This is a genomic window from Tepidibacter mesophilus (genome assembly GCF_002724055.1).
Lineage (GTDB): Bacteria > Bacillota > Clostridia > Peptostreptococcales > Peptostreptococcaceae > Tepidibacter_A > Tepidibacter_A mesophilus.
In genome coordinates, this window is record NZ_BDQY01000006.1 from 46,670 (window position 1) to 66,720 (window position 20,051).

Consider the following 20,051-nt stretch of genomic DNA (forward strand, 5'->3'; position numbering starts at 1 on the left):
GTTCCTCCTTTCTATAAAATATTCTTCATCTCTTTTTCTAATCGTATTATTTCCATTGCAATATCTAACAATTCTCTATCAACCTCACTTGCTTCTATATTTTTATCATTTTCCTTTTTTCGTTGTAATTCATGTTGTCTTTTAAGTAAATAATTTCTTTTTCTCTTAAGGCTATTTTTTTGCAAAGTTTTTATAATTTCATTTAAATTAATATTTGAATCTATATTAATATCCGATATATCCTGTATATATTCCTCTGATATGCCTATTTTTTTCATTTTGTCAATAGTTATTATATCCAATTCATTACTTTTAATTATATAATTTAATATTTCTTTACTTTCCTTCAATATAAAGTCATCTATATCCAATTTCATTAAAATATCATTTCTGTATTTTATGTTATTTAAAAATATATGAATAATTTGTTTCTCTGCAATTTCAATACCATTTTTTTCGATTTTTATTTCTTCTATTTTTTTCTTAAATTCTTTTTTATGTTCATCTTTTTTATAATATTTACCATAAATTTCACTATTTATAGCATCTACAGATATATCTGTTTCTTTAGATATCTTATTCACATAATATTCAACTTCAATAGGACTTTTTATATTTTTAATAACACTAGCTATATTTTTTGTAAATAATAACCTATCTTGATCATTGTTTAAATTATATTTTTGTTTTAATATATTAATTTTAAATTGAATTAAAGGTATAGAATTTTTTAATAATATACTAAATTTATTTAATCCTTCTGCTCTTATATATTCATCTGGATCTTTCGATTTTCCTAAATTTAATATTTTTATATTTAAGCTAACTCCATTCAATATTTCAACAGCTTTTAAAGTAGCATTAATACCGGCTTCATCATTGTCATAAGCTACAATTACTTTATTAGCATATTTTTTTATTAGTTTTGCTTGTTCTATAGTTAAAGCAGTTCCTAGGGATGCAACTACATTTTTTATTCCGTATTGAAAAAGACTTATAACATCCATGTATCCTTCTACTATGATTAATGTGTCATTCTTTATATTTTTTTTAGCAAAATTTAACCCGTATAAGTTTTTCCTTTTGTTAAACAACATCGTTTCTGACGAATTTAAATATTTAGGAAGTGAATCATCTAATACTCTACCTCCAAAAGCTATAACCTTACCTCTTTGATCAAATATAGGAAACATTACTCTGTTTTTAAACCTATTTATATAATTTTTTTTGTTTTTAGTCTGAATAACTAACCCACTGTCTATTAAACTCTGCTGATCATATCCTTTTTGCAATAGATAATTGTTTAAATCATTCCAATCATTCTTTGCATATCCTAAACCAAAATATTTAATTATTTTATCGTCAAGGCCTCTATTTTTTAAGTAGTTATAACCACTATTATCCAAACTATGCATAGACTTAAAAAAATATCTAGCTGCATCCAAATTAATTTGATATAAATTTTGCTTTTTATTTATATCTTTTTTAGATTCCTCACTTATTTTTCCTTTTTTAATTTCAATACTTGCTCTTTGAGCTAGAAATTCTAAGGCTTCCATGAAATCTATATTCTCCATTTTCATAACAAAATTTATAACATCTCCACCTTCTCCACACCCAAAGCATTTATACATTTGTTTTTGAGTGCTTATTGAAAACGATGGTGTCTTTTCTGAATGAAAAGGACATAATGCTTTATAATTTAATCCAGCAGATTTTATCTGTATATAACTAGATATTATATCTACAATATCATTTCTCAATTTTATTTCTTCTATTATATCATGCATATCATTCATACAATCGCCTTCTATTTAGGTGTAATATTTATTAATTCTTGATAAAATTTATATTTCCTTCATCTGAAAATTCTTAAATTTTATCAAGAATTAATATTTTAGTATTATTTAATATAAATACAATTTACTATAATTCGACTTTTTTTAATAAATTCCTTCTTTATTTTTGAAAATTATTTTTAAAAAAATAAACAGGGCTAATATAAGCCCTATTTATTTAAAGATTCTACAACATCTTCGAATTCATCAAAAGTTAACGATTGTGGTCCATCTGAAAGTGCTTTTTCAGGTTCTGGATGTACTTCTATCATTATGCCATCTGCTCCTGCAGCAAAAGATGCTAAGCTCATTGGTTTAACTAATTCTTTTATTCCTGTACCATGGCTTGGGTCAACTATAACCGGAAGCCCTGTTTCTCTTTTTAATATAGGAACAGCAGCCAAATCTAATGTGTTTCTAGTGTAATCATCATACGTCCTAATTCCTCTTTCACACATTATTATATTTGTGTTTCCTTCAACTGCTATGTACTCAGCAGCATTTATCCATTCTTTAATTGTAGCAGACATTCCTCTTTTTAAAAGTACAGGCTTATCCTGTTTTCCTACCTCTGACAATAGAGAGAAATTGTGCATATTTCTAGATCCAATTTGTATAATATCGGCTACATCATATATCTTATCAAGGTCTCTTACATCCAGTAATTCTGTAACAATAGGGATGTCCACTTCTTTTTTAACCGATTTAAATATCTTCAGACCTTCTTCCTTCATACCTTGAAAAGAATAAGGAGAAGTCCTAGGCTTATATGCTCCACCTCGTAAAACATTGGCACCTTTTCTTTTTATAAATTTAGCAATCATTAAAAGCTGCTCATAGCTTTCCACTGCACAAGGTCCAGCAATTATAAGTCTATCATCCGGAATAATTATGCCATTGTTTAAATTTATAGTAATATCCATATTTTTTAGTATGACTTTACTCATCCCCTATGTACTCCTTTACTTCTTCCACATCTAATTCACTCAACCAATCTTTTAATAAGATACCTTTTATCTCTAAGTCGTATTTTAAATCAATCAAAGGTATCAATACAAAAGCTCTTTCTTGTATTCTTGGATGAGGAAGAGTTAATTTTTCACCATTACAAATTATATCATCATATATTAAAATGTCAATATCTATAGTTCTAGGTCCCCACCTAATGCTTCGTTCTCTTTTAAGATTAAGTTCTACCTCTAAACATTTTTGTAATAGTTCTTCCGGACTTAAATTTGTTTCTATAGATATGCAAAGATTTAAAAAATCATTTTGATTAGTATATCCCCAAGGTCTTGTTTCGTATACCTTGGATATTTTAACTATTTCTGTATTTTTAAATTGCTTTATGTGGCTTATAGCATCATTTAAATACTTTAGTCTATCTCCTACATTAGTTCCCAGTCCAAGATAAGCTCTACTCATATTTCTTTCTCCTTATCTCCACACCAAAATAATCAAATATAGCATTTACTGGAGCCTCTGGTTTTTTCACTCTAATCATAATTTCTTGAACTAAATCAAAATTGTCAAATATTTGTCTTGATATATTTTCTGCTAAAGCCTCTAATAAGTTATACTTTTCTTTTTCAACTACTTTCTTTACAGCCTCATATACTTCACCATAATGAACTGAATCATTAACATCATCACTTTTACCAGCTTTTTTGAAATCTAAGTACAGCTCTATATCAATAAAAAACTTCTGACCTAGTATATTTTCTTCTTTCAATGCCCCATGATATCCATAAAATGATAAATTACTTAATATAATCTTGTCCATTATTTATACCTACTTTCTATATATAGCGTCTGTAACCCTTGCAGCTCTTACATTCTCTTTTATATCATGAACCCTTACTATATCAACTCCCTGAATTATACCCATCACGGTGGTAGCTATTGTTCCTTCTACTCTTTCTTTAGCAGGAAGATCTAAAATTTTTCCAATCATAGATTTTCTAGATGTCCCCAATAAAATTGGATATCCTAAATCTTTTAATTCATCAATACGCTTCATAACATGCATATTTTGTTCTGGAGTTTTACCAAATCCGATTCCCGGATCAAGTATTATCTTATCATCCTTTATACCGGCTTTTTTTGCTATTTCTATGCTTTTATTTAAAAATTCCTTTATAGATAATATAATATCTTCCTTGTATTCAGTGCCATCTTGATTGTGCATAATAACTATATATGCATCATGTTTAGCAATTACATCAGCCATTAATTCATCCCTTTGTAATCCCCATACATCATTTATCATAGATACTCCAAGCTTTAGCACTTCACTAGCAACAGATGATTTATAAGTATCCACCGAAATAGGTACGTCAATTTTATTTGATAATTTTTTAACAATAGGTACTACCCTTTTTATTTCTTCATTCTCATCCACAAACTTTGATCCAGGTCTTGTTGATTCCCCTCCTATATCTATGATGTCTGCTCCTTGTTTTATCATTTCTTCAGAATGTTTTATAGCAAGATCTACATTATTATGCTCTCCTCCATCTGAAAAACTATCAGGAGTTACATTTAAAATACCCATTATATATGTCTTTTCCCCAAAATCAAACAAATCTAACCCCTCCTATTTATAATTTATTAAACTCATGACCTCAGCTCTTGCAGCTGCATCTTTTTCAAATATTCCCCTTACAGCTGAAGTTATAGTTTTTGAACCAGCTTTTTTTACTCCCCTCATAGTCATACACATGTGTTCAGCTTCAACAACTACTATAACCCCATATGGACTTAAAACTTCAACAATTGAATCAGCTACAGTTTTTGTTATTCTTTCTTGTAATTGAGGTCTTTTAGCAGCTGCTTCAACTACTCTTGCAAGCTTAGATAACCCTGTAAGTTTTCCTCCTTTTGGAATATAGGCTACATGAGCTTTCCCATGAAATGGTACTAAATGGTGTTCACACGTTGAATAAAAAGGTATATCTTTTACAAGAACTAACTCTTCATGTTTTTCATCTTGAAAAAATAATTCTAAATGTTTTTTAGGATCTTCGTTTATCCCACTATATATTTCCTCAAACATTCTAGCTACCCTATCAGGAGTATCAATTAATCCTTCTCTATTAGGATCTTCACCTATTGCTTCTAATATATCTCTTACAGCTTTTTTAATTTTTTCTTTATCCATATCTCCCAACTCCCTTTTTTATTTTGTATTTTTAAATACATATTCAACCATGGAATTTAGTATATTAAAATCATAACTCTTATATAAGTTTTGAGAAAGAGCGTATAAGCTCTTATCTTTTTCTTTTATTTTTTGAAACAATTTTTTATCTTTTGGAATCCATTTATTATTTATTATAAAATAAGACCTTAATATATCTTTTAAACATAGATTAGACATAAAATGAATATAACCTAATTGTTCACTATTTTTAATTCTTTTTATATTGTCTATAATATTAGATTTTAAGTCATTTATTTCAGATAAACTGTACTTTGAAGGTCCATTCTCGTATTCACTTTTAGCATATTTCTTAATACCATTTAGTATATTTTTTTTGTCATATATATTATTTCCTGTAATAATTCCTTCTATAAAGAAAAGTTTTTTTTCCTTTATCAACTCGTAAGCTAAGTTTTCAGAAAAATAATTTATATCAAACTCAACATTTTTCATATTATATCTTTTTCTGATTTGCTTATCTCCATACTCAGTTATAACAAATAAATCAATATCATTTATATTTTTATGAAAATTTAAATCTTTACTAGACCCAACTACTATTATTGCTATATTATCTTGATTTTTTTTTAGTTTTAATATCATTTCTTCATATGTTTGTTTAATATCCATAGTATATTTCCTTCAACTTACAATTTATTTTTCTAAATATATCATTTTCTTTTTGATAATTTATATTATTTATGCTTATTACCTTCATTAAATCTATAAGGCTGTTTGTTATAAAACAAAATTCAAAATTTTTAATTTCATCTAATTTTATTACGCTCTCAATTAGTTCTATATTCATTTTTTTGCAAATATGAATTACTTTGGATCTGATTATACCAGGTAAAACTGATTCGTCTACAGTAGGAGTATATATTTTATTTTCTTTTATAAAAAATACATTAGTCATAGACCCTTCTAAAACTTCATCATCTAAGCTCACTAGCAATGCTTCATCAAATTTTTTAGATAAAGCATATCTTTTAGAGTATATATTTTCAAAATAATTTGTAGTTTTATGATTGTATAGTATACTTTTACCTCTTTTAATCGGAGATATATTTAATTTAAACCCTTCTTTATAATCAGCATTAGTGTAATCTATATTTCTTAATTGAATGTTATAACCTTCATCATATACACTCACTCTTAAAGCTTTATAATTTACTGTTTCCACAAAACAATTTATTTTGTCTTTTAATTCACTTTTTTCAATAGATGTATTAAAATTAAGTTTTTCAATGGAATTATACATTCTACTCAAATGCTCCTCTAAAAATATTACCTTCCCATTGATTACCTTCATAGTTTCAAATATTCCTATTCCAAATTTAGTTAATTCACTATCAAAAGAAACACTATTCTTCATAGTGCCCTCTTATAGCATTCATAATCGATTTTGCTTTATGAAGAGTCTCTTCATACTCATCTTCTGGATTAGAATCCCAAGTTATTCCGCCTCCAACTTGAAAAAACACATCATCATCTTTTTTTATTATAGTTCTAATAGATATGTTAAAGTCCGCATTAGAGTCAAATCCTATATACCCAATAGAACCTGTATATATATTTCTAGCTGTAGGCTCTAATTCATCAATAATCTGCATAGCTCTTATTTTAGGTGCTCCAGTTATTGATCCTCCAGGAAAAGTAGCACTTATAACGTCTATTATATCTTTATCATTTTCGATTTCTCCAACAACAGTTGATACTAAATGATGAACATTTGCATATTCTTCTAATTTAAATAACTCAGGTACCTTTACTGTCCCTATTTTCGAAACCCTGCCTATATCATTTCTTTCCAAATCTACAATCATTAATAATTCAGCTTTATCTTTCTCACTATTTAAAAGTTCATTCTTCAACAATAAATCATCTTCTTCATTGCTTCCTCTAGGTCTAGTTCCTTTTATAGGTCTTGTCTGTATATAATTATCACTAACTTTTATAAATCTTTCTGGAGAGTTTGACAATATATGAACATCTTCAAAATTTAAAAAAGCTCCAAAAGGTGCAGGCGATATTTTTCTAAGATCTCTATATAACTCAAAACTGGACATACTGATTTTCCCGTGAAATCTTTGCGTCATATTAGCTTGATATATATCTCCATTTTTTATATAATTTCTTATTTTTTCAATTGCATCTATGTAATCTTTCTTTTTAAAATTTGACTCTAACTTTACTTTTGGAAACTCTTTTTGTTCATAGCATAATTTATCTACACCATTACTTTGAGCATCCTTTATCAAATTACATACATTATCAACTACATCTTTTTCATTTCTAACATTTATATCTGGAGTTGCTATAAATGTTTTATTCATCAAATGGTCAACTACAATCACCCAATCATAGAATCCAAAGTATAGATCAGGAGATTTTATATCATCTACTACACTTCTAGGTAATTTCTCAATATAATTACCTAAATCATATGATAAATATCCTACTGCTCCGCCTATAAATGGTAGTCCTGTATTATTTTTTATTTTATATTTATCAAGCTCTATTCTAAGTTCTTCTAGAGGATTTATTTGACTATCCTTATATTTCAAGACCTTAAAAGGATTTGAACTTACAAATGAATATCTACCTAAATTTTCTTCATCCATAGCACTGTCAAGTATAAAACTATATTTATCATCTTTAAATAAAGTATATATTTCAAATGAATCTAAGCTTGTTGATATTTCTTTTATCATATCTAATCCTCCTCTCTAGCTTGTTTTAAAAAATTTTTTAATATTTCATGTCCTTGTTCAGTAAGTATAGCTTCAGGATGAAACTGAACTCCCTCTATAAGATACTCTCTATGTTTAATACCCATTATTTCACCATCGTTAGTAATTGCTGTTATTTCAATATCATCACTCAGCGTTTCTTTGTCTACAATTAAAGAGTGATATCTAGTAACATTTAACGGATTATTTAAATCTTTAAACACCCCTTTATCAAGGTGTTTTATGGCATGAATCTTTCCATGTACAGGTATTACAGCTCTTTTTATCTTAGAACCAAATACTTGTGCTATAGTTTGATGTCCTAAGCATATACCCAATATAGGTTTTTTTTCTTTAAAATAATTTACAACATCAATACTAATACCTGCTTCATTAGGAGAACACGGTCCCGGAGATAATACTATAATTTCTGGATTTAATTTTTCTATTTCAAACAATGTTATTTCATCATTTCTTTTGACTATTATTTCTTCTCCCAATTCTCCTAGGAACTGAACTAAATTATACGTAAAAGAATCGTAATTATCTATCATTAATATCAAATTTTTTCCCCCTTTTTTGGCAAAAGTATTGTAAATATCATATATATTATACCATTAAACATCTCTATTTTTATAAATTTCTTATCTACATATGCATGTATATTTTCCACATTATTCTTAGTATCTAAATATTTTTTCGAGAAATTATAATAGTATATAAATTAAAACTTAAATCAATATCATTTTTTGAATAACCAATTAAATTAAGGAGGATTTTATGGAGAAATATGTTATAATACGTTCTGACAATAAGTCAATTTCAAAACCTATGGATAGACAACAAGCTATATCCACAGTAAAAAATTATGACAAACAAGGGATATCCAGTTATATAGTTTCTGAAGATGAGGGAAGTAGAATAGCCAAAAATAAAGATTTTAATATTCCAAAATGGGAATAAAAATCAAAATACACATTCAATTAAGAATGTGTATTTTAGTTTTCTATAATTTTCATTTCATATTCATAATCCTTATTCTTTATAAGCTGAGATACTGTTACAAATCTATAACCTCTACGTTTAAGTTCTGGTAATATTATTTTTAAAGCTTCATACGTTTGACTTGTAGTATTTACATAATCATGGAGTAATATAATATCTCCATTCCCTACATTATTGATAACTGTATCTGCTATTTTTTTAACTCCGGGATTACTCCAATCTTTGCAATCTTGACTAGATGACCACAATATTATTTTAACATTGTGTCTCTTAGCTAAATCTTTAAGATATGTATTATATGATCCAAACGGCGGTCTGAATATTTTGGGTTTTTCTTTTATTACGTCATATATTTTTTGTTGAGTTTTATTGAATTCTTCTTCTATTTTTCTACTAGGTATTTTCTTAACATCAACATGAGAGTATGTATGATTTCCAATTTCATGACCTTCATCTTTTATAATTTTAAGTGTTTCTGGATAAAACTCAACATGCTTTCCTAATACAAAAAATGTACCTTTAATATCATATTTCTTTAGTAAATCTAATATTTTAGGTGTATATCTTGGATGAGGTCCATCATCAAATGTAATCGCTATAACTTTTTTATCCCTAGGGCCATTCCAAACAAGTTCTGTGTTATCTGAAATCTTGTTAAGTAAAGTACCATTAGTTTTCATATAGTTTGCAATCATTATTCCAGATTCATAGCCAATTATGATAATTATAAAAGCTATTAATATAATCTTTATATTCTTCATATAAAACTATCTCCTTGCTAAAAATTGTATACACTATATAGATATTATATGAAAAGTTTATTTATTCTCCTGTTTTTACTTCATTGCTATATCTTACACAAATAGTTTTATTATATTATTAGTTCTAATTCATATTAAATTTTATACTACTTATACAACAGGTGAATACTATATATACTACTTTAACATATCCTTAACCTTACATTAATATAGAATTAAAAAACTTATTTTAAAATATAAATAAGTAAGACAATAAGGAGGGTTTATGATGAAGAACTTGAATATTTGCATAGATATTGACGGAACTATAACAGATGCATATTATTGGATACATTTAGCAAATAAGTATTTCAATAAAAATATAAAAGAAGAAGATGTTATATCATATGAAATGCATGAAGTTTTTAATGTTGAAAAAGAAAAATATATGGAATTTTACAATGCAAATATAAAAGAAATACATGAAGCAGCAACATTAAAAGAAGGTGTAAAGCCCATACTCGACAAATTAATCAAAACAAATAACTTATATTTTGTAACAGCTAGAGATAAAAGAGTAGAAAATATTACAATAAACTTTTTTAAAGAAAATAACATACCACATAATAATCTTTTTTTATTAGGGAAACATTATAAAGTAGATAAAGCTATAGCGCTTAGTTGTGATATTTTTATAGAAGATAATTATAGTAATGCAATTCAATTATCAACAGCAGGATTTAATGTTATTTTGATAGACACTTATTATAACCGAAAAAAACTGAATGATAAAATTACAAGAGTTAAAACTTGGGATGAAATATATAATATAATAGTGAATAAACAATTTGAAAAAGTAAGTTAAGTTTGGGCTAATATGTCGAAATTTTTATTTATCTAAAAAAACCTCTTTTAAGTAGAATTTTTACTTTACTTAAAAGAGGTTCTTGTTATTCTCCTGTTCTTACTTCATTTTCATCATAACTTATCCAATCACTCCATGAACCCAGATAAAGTTTTGATTTTATTCCTATCTCATCAAGAGCTACATAATTTACGCAGCCAGTTATTCCTGATCCGCAATGGACGATTACATTTTTATATTTTAATACTTCGTTAAAATGGTCTTTTAATTTTTTATTATCCTTTACTCTGTTATTTTCTAAAACATGCATCCAGAAATAATTTTGAGCACTAGGAATATGACCTGCTTTTTTATCAATAGGCTCTACTTCTCCCTTATATCTTTCAAAAGATCTTGAGTCAATTATAATTGATGTATCTTCATCTATATTTTTCCTAACTTCATCTACCGTTGCTATTATAGATTGGTTTATGTTTATATCTAAGTGTTCTTTTCTTTTATTAGGAATATCAGATGACAAAGCATAATCTGCTTCTATCCAAGCATTTATCCCCCCATCTAAAATATGCACCTTATCATGACCTATATATTTCAGCATCCACCAAAATCTAGAAGCACCTGCAACTTCTCCGTCATCATAAGCTACAACTGTTGTACTATTACCTATTCCACAACCTTCTAATTTTGATTTAAACTCATTTAAATCAGGTAATGGGTGTCTGCCTCCATGTGCTTTTACATTCCCTGCTAAGTCTTTATTCATATCCATATATATTGCATTTGGAATATGACCTTTTAAATAACTATCTTTACCATATGAAGGAATCTGTAAATCAAATCTACAATCGACTACAACCAGATCCTCATTATTATTTTCCTTTAACCATTTTACACTAACTAAATTTTTCAAAATATCACTTCCTAATTTTAAATAATAATATATATTCATTTTACCAATTAATTAGGATTAGTTCTACAACTAAAATTAATTATAAATAATATATTTATTGGTGTTTTCAAAGTGCATTTTAAAATTTTCAACACCACTTTGTAAGCGAATCTAACCTTCTAACTCCTCTATATGGAAATACCTACATATGAATGATATGATATTTACAATCCAATTTTGTATGAACTATAGATATAATCTTCAATATTCGTTATACAAAAAACTAGTCAAGACTTTTTAAGTCTTGACTAGGGACATATTAACTTCTAATAAAATTATTTATTATCTTTGTGCTTCATACTCTCTAAGTAGTTTTACAAACAGCTCAGGAATTTTATCCATCTTTTCAGGTGTTTCAACAAAAGAAATTCTAAACTGTGTACTACCTGGGTTGGCTTCACTATCTTTAATATCATAGAATCCATTCATAGGTGCTGCTAATAGTGTTGTTTCAACACCATCAATATTAATTGAACCTTCTCCTGCACAGTATAATACAAAATCAATTGCATCAAAGCCAGGTTTAACAACCTTTCTAACATCTATAACTGTATAAATAGATGCATCTGGACTCGAAACAATTAGATTAGGCTCTTGTTCCTTTAATCCTCTATAAACTTTTAAGATTTGTTCTCTATAATATTCTCTGATTTCTTGGCACCATCCTATGATTCCTTCTTTACTCTCGTGAGCTAATGCGCCAAATATGTACTGCCCAATAGCGTTTGCACAAAGATTAGCTGTGTATTCAGCTACTGAACGGTTATTAAATTCGGCATTATCCGTAATTAATGCGCCAATTCTTAAACCACATGCATTCCATACTTTAGATGCAGTCTCAATACTAATTCTTCTGCCTTCAATTCCAGGAACATCTGCATCATTTACACCCCAAATGCTTACAAGTGGCTTATCTGTATCATAATAAAGTTCACGATATGCTTCATCACTTACCATCCACATATTGTATTTCACACAAAGCTGTGCTAATGCTTTCATAGAATCATAGTCATGCAGCTGACCAGTAGGATTATCATACGGTATTACTAGTAGAGCTCCTGGATTATTAGCCTTAATTACCTCTTCAATTTCGTCAATTTCTGGAAGAGTGAAATTTCCATTTTCATTCAATTCACGCTTTACAGTAACTGTTTTTCTTCCAGTTCTTTCTGCGAACGAAATATAATTTGTATATGCTGGATCAATCATCAACAAAGGTCTTTCATCTGTTCCAGCTGGTCCACATGTACCAATTAGTAGCAATTCCATTGCTGTTGATCCACCATCTGTAACTTGAAAGTGAAGCTTGCTCGTATCAAAACCTTCACAATTTAAAATATTTCTGAAAGCATCTTGACATTCCTGAGTTCCAGCAGTTGTTGTATACCTAATAACACCACTAGCAAACGGACTGTTCTTTGCATCTAATGCAAACATTCTCTTTTGCATTGCAGGGTTTGCCGGAAGAGAAACGTTTCCAATTCCCACATTAATAACAGCTTCTGGTTTTACTTTTCGCTCTTCATACTTCATTTGTGCAAGACGAACTGCTGATGGTTTTCTTGACTCAAAGTGAGCAGACAGTATAGGTTTGTTCATGTCAAATACCCCTTTTCATTAGAATTTTTTGTTACATTGTAATTTTAACATGAAATTGTATAATTTTCACTCTTTTTTTAATATTATGTTTTGTTAAATAAATTACGAAATCTACCATTAGCCGTAATAATCCTTCCCTAGTTGTAATTATGAAAAAATGCTCATCTATTTTAATTGATATTTCCAATTGTCTTATAAAAATACTATCGAGAAAGTTATTACCAAAAAACTAAATCTATACTTCTTTTCTAATTCAAAAAACAACTTATACTGCTTATACTAAAAATCACACAAAAATAATAATAGATTTTGAAGAATATACAAAAATAAATTTTTACTTTAATAAATGTATAATAAGTAATGTTAATGAAAAAACTACACTAGAAGGAGTTGATTGTTTATGGAATTAAATACTAGAGATACTGTAGTAAAAAAATTATTAGATGCCCAAGAAAATGTTAGAGATTATGAATCATTTTCAAAAAAAGTAGATGATTCTGAGGTATGCAATTTATTTAAGCAGTTTGCAGAAGAATCAGGAGCTCAAGCACAAAAGCTTCAACAGTTACTAAATAAATTTGAATAACATAAAAGCAGCCATTAATGGCTGCTTTTATGTTATTATAATATTTGTAGTGTTTGCAAAACTATATTTTTTTTGTATAATAGTCATTGTATAAATATACTTTAAGGAGGATTTTAAGTATGAATGAACTTACTTCAAATTTTAATAATCTATCAGAAAAAGAGCAAATAGAATTTATAAAATCTATAGTTCCACAGATTGAATCATTAGTTAAAAACAATAAAGATGATTTAATGAGAGAATTTTCACCTGTAATTGATAAATTACTAGAACAATACGGTATAACAATGGATCAAGTTATGATGATGCTTCAAATGTTTAATCCTCAAAATTAAAAGAACCTCTTAAGAGGTTCTTTTATTATCTAGGTTCTACTATAAGCTTTATAGCTGTTCTTTCTTCACCATCAATGTCGACATCAGTAAAAGCTGGTACACATATAAGATCCATACCGCTTGGTGCAACAAACCCTCTAGCTATAGCTACAGCCTTAACAGCTTGGTTTAAAGCACCTGCTCCTATAGCTTGTATTTCTGCCGAACCTTTTTCTCTTAAAACTCCCGCTAAAGCCCCTGCTACAGAATTTGGATTAGATTTTGATGAAACTTTTAATACTTCCATTTCAAATATGCCCCCCTTAATATTATTATATTTCCTTGTGCATTTAAAATTGGATTTCTTGTTTATATTATTCTACATTCAAAATCTAAATCCTTTTTTTATTTATAAATTATATCCGATTTTTCTAAATTTACTGTATCTTTCAAAAACTATTTCTTCTTCATTTTTGTTCACATACTCATTTAATTGTTCAATTATATATTCTTTCATCTTATCTGATGTAAATTCAATATTTTTCTGTGCTCCACCTAAAGGTTCTTTTATTATCTTATCTATTATATTTAGTTTATATAAATCAGAACTTGTAAGCTTCATTACCTCAGCTGCTTCATTTGCTTTAGAAGCATCCTTCCATAGTATGCTTGAGAGACCTTCTGGCGATATAACAGAGTATATAGAATGTTCAAGCATAGCTACTTTATTAGATACGCCAAGACCAAGTGCTCCTCCACTTCCACCTTCTCCTATAACAATAGATATTACAGGAACCTTTAAAGAACTCATCTCAAATAAATTTTTAGCTATTGCTTCAGCTTGACCTCTTTCCTCTGCTTCAAGGCCACAAAAAGCACCAGGAGTATCTATAAATGTTATTATAGGTCTATTAAATTTTTCAGCTTGCTTCATAAGCCTTAAAGCTTTTCTATATCCTTCTGGATGTGGCATACCAAAATTTCTTTGTATATTCTCTTTTACATCTCTTCCTTTTTGATGACCAATTATAGTAACAGGCATATCTCCTATTATACCTATACCTCCCACTATAGCTTTATCATCCTTATATAGCCTGTCACCATGAAATTCTATAAATTCACTGCATATATTTTTTATATAGTCTTCCGTTGTAGGTCTATTCCCAGATCTACTTAAATTTACCTTTTGCCAAGCTGTTAAGTTTTCATATATTTCATTTTTTAGATTTACAAGCTTATTACTCAACATATTTATTTCATTAGATAAATCTATATTATTTTCTCTCGATATTTTTTCAAATTCTGCAATTTTGTTTTCAAGCTCTATAATGGGCTTATCTATATCTAAACTATTCATACTTAGACCTCCTTAATACCCATGCATTTTCAATATTTGATGAATTTTATTTTTCATATTCTTTCTACTTACAATCAAGTCTAAAAATCCATGTTCTAATAAGAATTCAGATTTTTGGAATCCTTCTGGAAGGTCTTGTTTTATCGTCTGTTTTATAACTCTGGGTCCAGCAAATCCTATCAAAGCATTTGGTTCTGCCATTATAATATCTCCAAGCATAGCAAAACTAGCTGTTATTCCACCAGTCGTAGGATCCGTCAATATAGATATATACGGTAATCCATTTTCACTAAGTTTATTTAAAGCTTGAGAGGTTTTTGCCATTTGCATTAAAGATATTATACCTTCTTGCATTCTAGCTCCTCCAGATGCACATACTATTATAACAGGTAGTTTATTCTCTATACCGTTTTCAATAGCTCTAGTTGTTTTTTCTCCTACTATATAACCCATACTTCCCATCATAAACTCTGAATTCATTACGCAAAGTATAACATCTATGCCATTTAACTTCCCAGTTCCAGTTATAACAGCCTCTTTTTCTTTACTTTTACCAGTATATCTTTCTAACTTTTCTTCATATTCTGGAAATTTCAATATATTCATAGAAACTAAATCTTTATCTAGCTCTTCAAACGTTTTTTCGTCTATTAACAAATTCACTCTCTTTCTAGCTGAAAGTTTAAAATGATGATTGCATTTAGGACATAAACTCATATTTTCTTCTACTTCTTTTATGAAAATATTACTATTACAACTTTCACACTTTATCCAAAACTTTTCATCAACATTTTTAGTATTAAATTTTTTATTAACAGATACTTGCGCGTACCCTTTTTCTTTACTCAATAATTTTTTAATCATATCTCACCTCTATAAATTTATGCCTATGTTCTATTCTTATTTATTCATAAACTCATTTTCTATAAATTTAGTATGGTGTTCATCTTTTATAAAAACTTCACTTGCCACTAATTTTTTCTGAAATTCTACATTAGTTTCTACGCCCTCTATAATTAATTCATCTAAAGCTCTTTTCATTCTATTTATACATTCTTCTCGGTCATTTGCCCAACATATAAGTTTTCCTATCATAGAATCATATAGAGGAGGTATAATATATCCACCATATACAAAGCTATCAAATCTCACTCCAAGCCCTCCAGGAACATGAATAGACTCTATTTTACCTGGGCAGGGTCTAAAATTATCGAATGCATCTTCAGCATTTATTCTACATTCTATTGCATGACCATTAAATTTTATATCTTGTTGGGTATAAGGCATTCGTTCTCCAGATGCTATTAATATTTGTAATTTTATTAAATCAATCCCAGTTATCATTTCCGTGATAGGATGCTCTACTTGGATTCTAGTATTCATTTCTATAAAATAAAAGTTTCTATCATTATCAACTATAAACTCAACAGTTCCAGCACCTATGTAACTTACAGATTTTGTTGCTTTTATTGCAGCATCATATAATTCATTTCTAGTTTTTTCATCTAAATATGGAGAAATACATTCTTCTATAACTTTTTGATTTCTTCTTTGCATAGAACAATCTCTATCTCCAAAATGAACTGCATTTCCAAATGAATCTCCAAAAACTTGTACTTCTATATGTCTAGGATTTTTTATATATTTCTCTAAGTACATTTCATCATTTCCAAATGCAGACAATGCTTCAGCTTTGGCTATATTGAAATTAGATACTAATTCTTGTTGATTATTAGCAACTCTCATTCCTTTACCTCCGCCTCCACTTGAAGCCTTTATAAGAACTGGGTATCCAATTTCTTCAGCTGTTACAATCGCATCATCTATACTTAAAATTATACCTTTTGATCCTGGTACAACAGGTACATTAGCATTTATCATAGTATCCCTAGCTGTTGATTTATCACCCATTTTGTCTATTTGTTCATAGTTAGGACCTATAAATATAATATTATTCTCTATACATTTTTTAGCAAAAGCAGAGTTTTCAGATAAAAATCCAAACCCTGGATGAATTGCATCACATTTCATTTTCATTGCCAAATATATTATATTATCTATGTTATTATAGCTTTTACTTATATTATTAGGACCTATGCATATAGATTCGTCCGCCATATATCTGTGTAAAGATTCCTTATCCGCTTGAGAATATATAGCAACAGACTTTATTCCCATTTCTTTACATGTTCTTATTATTCTAACAGCTATTTCTCCTCTATTTGCAATAAGTAGCTTTTTTATCATAATATCCTCCTTTAATTATCCGTTAACTTTAATCTTAAATAAAGGTTGATCGTATTCAACTAATTCTTCATTTTCTACTAATACCTCTATAATTTTTCCATCAACATCACATTCTATTTCATTCATAAGCTTCATAGCTTCCAGAATACACAAAGTATCTCCCTTTTTCACTACATCTCCAACATTAACATAATTACCAGACTCTGGCCCTGCAGCCGAATAAAAAGTTCCCATTATAGGAGCATTTACTATGTATGTATTGTCATCTACCTCATTTTTTTCGATTTCTTCATTATCAATCGTATTTATTTCTTTTTTAACTTCATCTCTTACATTTGAAATACAATCTGTAGTTGTAATATCGCCTTTTTGTATAGATAATTTCAAATCCTTCATTTCTATATCAAATTTATTTATACTAGTTTTATCTATTGCCATAATTAATTCTTTAATTTCATTTATATTCATAAATTATACCTCCTTTTTATACCTGGTACTAATACTATATCCTATTATATCATATTATTATTTACAGATACAATAAAAAATTCGCTTCATGCTAACGCATGGCTCATGTCGCCAACGAGTCCTACGGGCTCAGTTGCTCAAAATAGCTGATGCTGCAGTTCTTTCATCAATATTATCCTTAAATTGAAAATCATATAATACCTTAGTATATAAAAATTCGCTTCATGCTGTTTCATACCCTCATATAACCAACAAATATTAAGCTACTTTTTATTTATAAAGAAATACTGTTGACTAATTTAATCAACAGTATTTCTTTAATTTGACTTACCATAAAAAAATGTTTTTATAGGCTTTAAATTATATTTATTGGGCATTATTATTTGTTCAGTGCTTCCAACAAACAAAACACCATTACTATTTAATGATTTACTAAAATTTGAGTATATACTAGATTTAGCTTCTTCTGTAAAATATATCATTACATTCCTACAAACTATTAAATCACAATTGTCTATATACTTATCCTCTAATAAATTATGTCTTTTAAATGTAACTCTATTTTTTATTTCTTCTTTTATTACAAATCTATCTAATTTTTTTTCAAAGTATTTACTTATAAATTCTTTAGGTAGATTCCTCAGACTTTTTTCTTGATACATTCCTATTTTAGCCTTAGCCATGGCCTCTTTATCAAGGTCAGTTGCAATAATATTGATCTTATTTAAAGGCATAAATTTACTAAGTAGCATAACTAACGAATAAGGTTCCTCACCTGTAGAACAAGCAGCACTCCATATTTTCAGGTTTTTATTTTTTTTTATAAGTTCAGGAATTATAGTATTCTCCATAACTACCCATTGCTCTAAATTTCTATAAAATTCTGACACATTTATAGTCATATAGTTTATAAATTCATTGAATAAATCGAGATTTTTATTTATAGCATCAAAATATTTTTCAAAATCATCATATCCATTTCTTATAGCTAATGACTCTAATCTTCTACTCATTTGCTTTTCTTTATATAAAGAAAGATTTATTCCTGTTTTTTTATAAATTTTATCTTTAAAAAGATCATATCCCTTCATTAAAGTTCTACTCCCTCCTCATTTATGTTCATAGTAAGCTCTATCTTCTCATTTTCATTATCAATATTTATTATTTTGACTTTAACGTTCTCATCTACTTTAACTACATCTTTTGGATTTTTTACAAACTCATAGGAAATATTAGATATGTGTACAAACCCATCAACTATATCGTTTAATTTTACAAAAACTCCATAATCTTTAACTACTTTCACCTTACCCTCTATAATATCTCCTACATTGTTGTTTTCTATAAACTCATCCCAAGGTCTTTTTTGTAATGCCTTTATACTAAGAGCAAGTCTTTGAGTTTCTTTATCTAAAGATATAACTTTAACCTTCACTAAATCTCCTATTTTATATTCACACTCATACTTTCTAGCCCAAGATAATTCAGAATTATGAACAAGTCCTACAAAGCCATCTAAATCTACAAACACTCCATAATCCTTTATATTTTTAACTGTACCCTCTAATAAGTCTCCAGGTTTTACATTCTCCATGAAATTTAATTTTTTCTTTTCTTCCTCTTTAATTAAGATGTTTTTTCTTGAAAGAACAAATCTTTTTTTACTAGAATCTACATCTATAATTTCACAATTCATAATTTTGTCTTTATATTCTTTAAAATCTATATTATTAATATATTTAATATTTATATGGCTAAGTGGAATAAATCCTCTTATGTTTTTATAACTTACTATAAGTCCACTATTAGATTCATCAGTCACCTTAACATCTATAATCTGTCCTATCTTCAATTCATTCCATAATTTCGCTTCTTGAGCTCTTTTATTAGAAACTACTACATCTCCTGAGTTTCTATCGATTTTTATGACTTTAACATTGATAGAATCTCCAACTTTTATATCTTCATCCTCGCAAACCTCTGATTTAGGAAGAACGCCATCAGTCTTATAATTTAAATCAATATAATATTCATCATACTTCTCTAAAATAACTTTCCCCTCTACATTTTGGCCTACTTTTATAGTTTTAAATAAATTCTCTTCTTTAAGCAGTTGTTCCATTTCATTACTCATTTATCTATCTCTCCC

The 20,051-nt window shown here is 28.0% G+C and carries 24 protein-coding genes; 4 read left to right on the top strand and 20 right to left on the bottom strand.

Annotated elements, in window-relative coordinates:
- Nucleotides 1–11: 11 nt before the first annotated feature.
- The 10 genes from dnaG to Tmeso_RS05960 form a co-directional block, all read right to left on the bottom strand.
- Nucleotides 12–1,799, bottom strand: a complete 1,788-nt coding sequence (dnaG, locus tag Tmeso_RS05915; RefSeq protein WP_099189200.1) for a DNA primase — start codon at nt 1,797–1,799, stop codon at nt 12–14.
- 209 nt (nt 1,800–2,008) lie between these two features.
- Nucleotides 2,009–2,785 (bottom strand): 3-deoxy-7-phosphoheptulonate synthase, encoded by a 777-nt coding sequence (aroF, locus tag Tmeso_RS05920; protein WP_099189201.1) that lies wholly within the window; start codon nt 2,783–2,785, stop codon nt 2,009–2,011.
- Nucleotides 2,778–3,263, bottom strand: coding sequence for a 2-amino-4-hydroxy-6-hydroxymethyldihydropteridine diphosphokinase (folK, locus tag Tmeso_RS05925; protein WP_099189203.1), 486 nt, complete (start codon nt 3,261–3,263; stop codon nt 2,778–2,780). The genes aroF and folK overlap by 8 nt, the downstream gene beginning before the upstream one ends.
- The gene (gene folB / locus Tmeso_RS05930) at nt 3,256–3,621 is read right to left on the bottom strand and encodes a dihydroneopterin aldolase (RefSeq protein WP_099189205.1); all 366 of its coding nucleotides are present in this window, start codon (nt 3,619–3,621) and stop codon (nt 3,256–3,258) included. The genes folK and folB overlap by 8 nt, the downstream gene beginning before the upstream one ends.
- Nucleotides 3,622–3,630: 9 nt before the next feature.
- The gene (gene folP, locus Tmeso_RS05935; RefSeq protein ID WP_099189207.1) at nt 3,631–4,422 is read right to left on the bottom strand and encodes a dihydropteroate synthase; all 792 of its coding nucleotides are present in this window, start codon (nt 4,420–4,422) and stop codon (nt 3,631–3,633) included.
- A gap of 12 nt (nt 4,423–4,434) precedes the next feature.
- On the bottom strand, nt 4,435–4,998 hold the full coding sequence (gene folE, locus Tmeso_RS05940) for a GTP cyclohydrolase I FolE (RefSeq protein WP_207653829.1): 564 nt from the start codon (nt 4,996–4,998) through the stop codon (nt 4,435–4,437).
- An 18-nt stretch (nt 4,999–5,016) separates the two neighbouring features.
- Nucleotides 5,017–5,670 (bottom strand): hypothetical protein, encoded by a 654-nt coding sequence (locus tag Tmeso_RS05945; RefSeq protein ID WP_099189211.1) that lies wholly within the window; start codon nt 5,668–5,670, stop codon nt 5,017–5,019.
- Nucleotides 5,660–6,415: an aminotransferase class IV gene (locus tag Tmeso_RS05950; protein WP_099189213.1), complete on the bottom strand. Its 756-nt coding sequence runs from the start codon at nt 6,413–6,415 to the stop codon at nt 5,660–5,662. Before Tmeso_RS05950 ends, Tmeso_RS05945 begins: the two co-directional genes overlap by 11 nt.
- Entirely contained in the window at nt 6,405–7,754 is a 1,350-nt protein-coding gene (gene pabB / locus Tmeso_RS05955; RefSeq protein WP_099189215.1) for an aminodeoxychorismate synthase component I, read from the bottom strand. Before pabB ends, Tmeso_RS05950 begins: the two co-directional genes overlap by 11 nt.
- A gap of 2 nt (nt 7,755–7,756) precedes the next feature.
- Nucleotides 7,757–8,335: an anthranilate synthase component II gene (locus Tmeso_RS05960; RefSeq protein WP_099189217.1), complete on the bottom strand. Its 579-nt coding sequence runs from the start codon at nt 8,333–8,335 to the stop codon at nt 7,757–7,759.
- 217 nt (nt 8,336–8,552) lie between these two features.
- On the opposite strand from Tmeso_RS05960, the gene Tmeso_RS05965 reads away from it, so the two are divergent.
- Nucleotides 8,553–8,735: a hypothetical protein gene (locus Tmeso_RS05965; protein ID WP_099189220.1), complete on the top strand. Its 183-nt coding sequence runs from the start codon at nt 8,553–8,555 to the stop codon at nt 8,733–8,735.
- Nucleotides 8,736–8,770: 35 nt separating this feature from the next.
- Here the strand turns inward: Tmeso_RS05965 and Tmeso_RS05970 are convergent, their stop codons facing one another.
- Nucleotides 8,771–9,538 (bottom strand): polysaccharide deacetylase family protein, encoded by a 768-nt coding sequence (locus Tmeso_RS05970; RefSeq protein ID WP_099189222.1) that lies wholly within the window; start codon nt 9,536–9,538, stop codon nt 8,771–8,773.
- Between the two features lie 268 nt (nt 9,539–9,806).
- Between Tmeso_RS05970 and Tmeso_RS05975 the strand changes: the two genes are divergently transcribed.
- On the top strand, nt 9,807–10,382 hold the full coding sequence (locus Tmeso_RS05975; protein ID WP_099189224.1) for a 5' nucleotidase, NT5C type: 576 nt from the start codon (nt 9,807–9,809) through the stop codon (nt 10,380–10,382).
- A gap of 85 nt (nt 10,383–10,467) precedes the next feature.
- On the opposite strand, the gene Tmeso_RS05980 is transcribed toward Tmeso_RS05975, so the two are convergent.
- Nucleotides 10,468–11,292 carry a sulfurtransferase gene (locus Tmeso_RS05980; protein WP_187296245.1) on the bottom strand — a complete coding sequence of 275 codons (825 nt, stop codon included), beginning with the start codon at nt 11,290–11,292 and terminating at the stop codon, nt 10,468–10,470.
- Nucleotides 11,293–11,613: 321 nt separating this feature from the next.
- Nucleotides 11,614–12,819, bottom strand: coding sequence for a pyridoxal phosphate-dependent aminotransferase (locus Tmeso_RS05985; RefSeq protein ID WP_242967882.1), 1,206 nt, complete (start codon nt 12,817–12,819; stop codon nt 11,614–11,616).
- Nucleotides 12,820–13,330: 511 nt separating this feature from the next.
- Here Tmeso_RS05985 and Tmeso_RS05990 point away from each other — a divergent pair.
- Both Tmeso_RS05990 and Tmeso_RS05995 read left to right on the top strand, forming a co-directional pair.
- The gene (locus tag Tmeso_RS05990) at nt 13,331–13,516 is read left to right on the top strand and encodes a hypothetical protein (protein WP_099189230.1); all 186 of its coding nucleotides are present in this window, start codon (nt 13,331–13,333) and stop codon (nt 13,514–13,516) included.
- 119 nt (nt 13,517–13,635) lie between these two features.
- Entirely contained in the window at nt 13,636–13,851 is a 216-nt protein-coding gene (locus tag Tmeso_RS05995; protein WP_099189232.1) for a hypothetical protein, read from the top strand.
- Nucleotides 13,852–13,876: 25 nt separating this feature from the next.
- Here Tmeso_RS05995 and Tmeso_RS06000 read toward each other — a convergent pair whose 3' ends face one another.
- From Tmeso_RS06000 to Tmeso_RS06030, 7 genes are all read right to left on the bottom strand, one after another.
- Complete coding sequence (locus Tmeso_RS06000) at nt 13,877–14,137, bottom strand: stage V sporulation protein S (RefSeq protein WP_099189234.1); 261 nt, start codon at nt 14,135–14,137, stop codon at nt 13,877–13,879.
- A 102-nt stretch (nt 14,138–14,239) separates the two neighbouring features.
- Nucleotides 14,240–15,187, bottom strand: coding sequence for an acetyl-CoA carboxylase carboxyltransferase subunit alpha (locus Tmeso_RS16800; protein ID WP_099189236.1), 948 nt, complete (start codon nt 15,185–15,187; stop codon nt 14,240–14,242).
- Between the two features lie 12 nt (nt 15,188–15,199).
- Entirely contained in the window at nt 15,200–16,051 is an 852-nt protein-coding gene (gene accD / locus Tmeso_RS16805; RefSeq protein WP_099189238.1) for an acetyl-CoA carboxylase, carboxyltransferase subunit beta, read from the bottom strand.
- 36 nt (nt 16,052–16,087) lie between these two features.
- Entirely contained in the window at nt 16,088–17,434 is a 1,347-nt protein-coding gene (gene accC, locus Tmeso_RS06015) for an acetyl-CoA carboxylase biotin carboxylase subunit (RefSeq protein ID WP_099189240.1), read from the bottom strand.
- Nucleotides 17,435–17,449: 15 nt separating this feature from the next.
- Entirely contained in the window at nt 17,450–17,902 is a 453-nt protein-coding gene (gene accB / locus Tmeso_RS06020; protein ID WP_099189242.1) for an acetyl-CoA carboxylase biotin carboxyl carrier protein, read from the bottom strand.
- Between the two features lie 317 nt (nt 17,903–18,219).
- Entirely contained in the window at nt 18,220–18,993 is a 774-nt protein-coding gene (locus tag Tmeso_RS06025) for a CheR family methyltransferase (protein WP_099189244.1), read from the bottom strand.
- Nucleotides 18,993–20,036, bottom strand: a complete 1,044-nt coding sequence (locus tag Tmeso_RS06030) for a 30S ribosomal protein S1 (RefSeq protein WP_099189246.1) — start codon at nt 20,034–20,036, stop codon at nt 18,993–18,995. The genes Tmeso_RS06025 and Tmeso_RS06030 overlap by 1 nt, the downstream gene beginning before the upstream one ends.
- Between the last annotated feature and the right edge of the window lie 15 nt (nt 20,037–20,051).

Excerpts from the sequence above, each read along its gene's own strand:
- dnaG (WP_099189200.1), bottom strand. The coding sequence starts at position 1,799 with ATGAATGATATGCATGATATAATAGAAGAAATAAAATTGAGAAATGAT.
- aroF (WP_099189201.1), bottom strand. The coding sequence starts at position 2,785 with ATGAGTAAAGTCATACTAAAAAATATGGATATTACTATAAATTTAAAC.
- folK (WP_099189203.1), bottom strand. The coding sequence starts at position 3,263 with ATGAGTAGAGCTTATCTTGGACTGGGAACTAATGTAGGAGATAGACTA.
- folB (WP_099189205.1), bottom strand. The coding sequence starts at position 3,621 with ATGGACAAGATTATATTAAGTAATTTATCATTTTATGGATATCATGGG.
- folE (WP_207653829.1), bottom strand. The coding sequence starts at position 4,998 with ATGGATAAAGAAAAAATTAAAAAAGCTGTAAGAGATATATTAGAAGCA.
- Tmeso_RS05945 (WP_099189211.1), bottom strand. The coding sequence starts at position 5,670 with ATGGATATTAAACAAACATATGAAGAAATGATATTAAAACTAAAAAAA.
- Tmeso_RS05950 (WP_099189213.1), bottom strand. The coding sequence starts at position 6,415 with ATGAAGAATAGTGTTTCTTTTGATAGTGAATTAACTAAATTTGGAATA.
- pabB (WP_099189215.1), bottom strand. The coding sequence starts at position 7,754 with ATGATAAAAGAAATATCAACAAGCTTAGATTCATTTGAAATATATACT.
- Tmeso_RS05965 (WP_099189220.1), top strand. The coding sequence starts at position 8,553 with ATGGAGAAATATGTTATAATACGTTCTGACAATAAGTCAATTTCAAAA.
- Tmeso_RS05970 (WP_099189222.1), bottom strand. The coding sequence starts at position 9,538 with ATGAAGAATATAAAGATTATATTAATAGCTTTTATAATTATCATAATT.
- Tmeso_RS05975 (WP_099189224.1), top strand. The coding sequence starts at position 9,807 with ATGAAGAACTTGAATATTTGCATAGATATTGACGGAACTATAACAGAT.
- Tmeso_RS05990 (WP_099189230.1), top strand. The coding sequence starts at position 13,331 with ATGGAATTAAATACTAGAGATACTGTAGTAAAAAAATTATTAGATGCC.
- Tmeso_RS05995 (WP_099189232.1), top strand. The coding sequence starts at position 13,636 with ATGAATGAACTTACTTCAAATTTTAATAATCTATCAGAAAAAGAGCAA.
- Tmeso_RS06000 (WP_099189234.1), bottom strand. The coding sequence starts at position 14,137 with ATGGAAGTATTAAAAGTTTCATCAAAATCTAATCCAAATTCTGTAGCA.
- Tmeso_RS16800 (WP_099189236.1), bottom strand. The coding sequence starts at position 15,187 with ATGAATAGTTTAGATATAGATAAGCCCATTATAGAGCTTGAAAACAAA.
- accD (WP_099189238.1), bottom strand. The coding sequence starts at position 16,051 with ATGATTAAAAAATTATTGAGTAAAGAAAAAGGGTACGCGCAAGTATCT.
- accC (WP_099189240.1), bottom strand. The coding sequence starts at position 17,434 with ATGATAAAAAAGCTACTTATTGCAAATAGAGGAGAAATAGCTGTTAGA.
- accB (WP_099189242.1), bottom strand. The coding sequence starts at position 17,902 with ATGAATATAAATGAAATTAAAGAATTAATTATGGCAATAGATAAAACT.
- Tmeso_RS06025 (WP_099189244.1), bottom strand. The coding sequence starts at position 18,993 with ATGAAGGGATATGATCTTTTTAAAGATAAAATTTATAAAAAAACAGGA.
- Tmeso_RS06030 (WP_099189246.1), bottom strand. The coding sequence starts at position 20,036 with ATGAGTAATGAAATGGAACAACTGCTTAAAGAAGAGAATTTATTTAAA.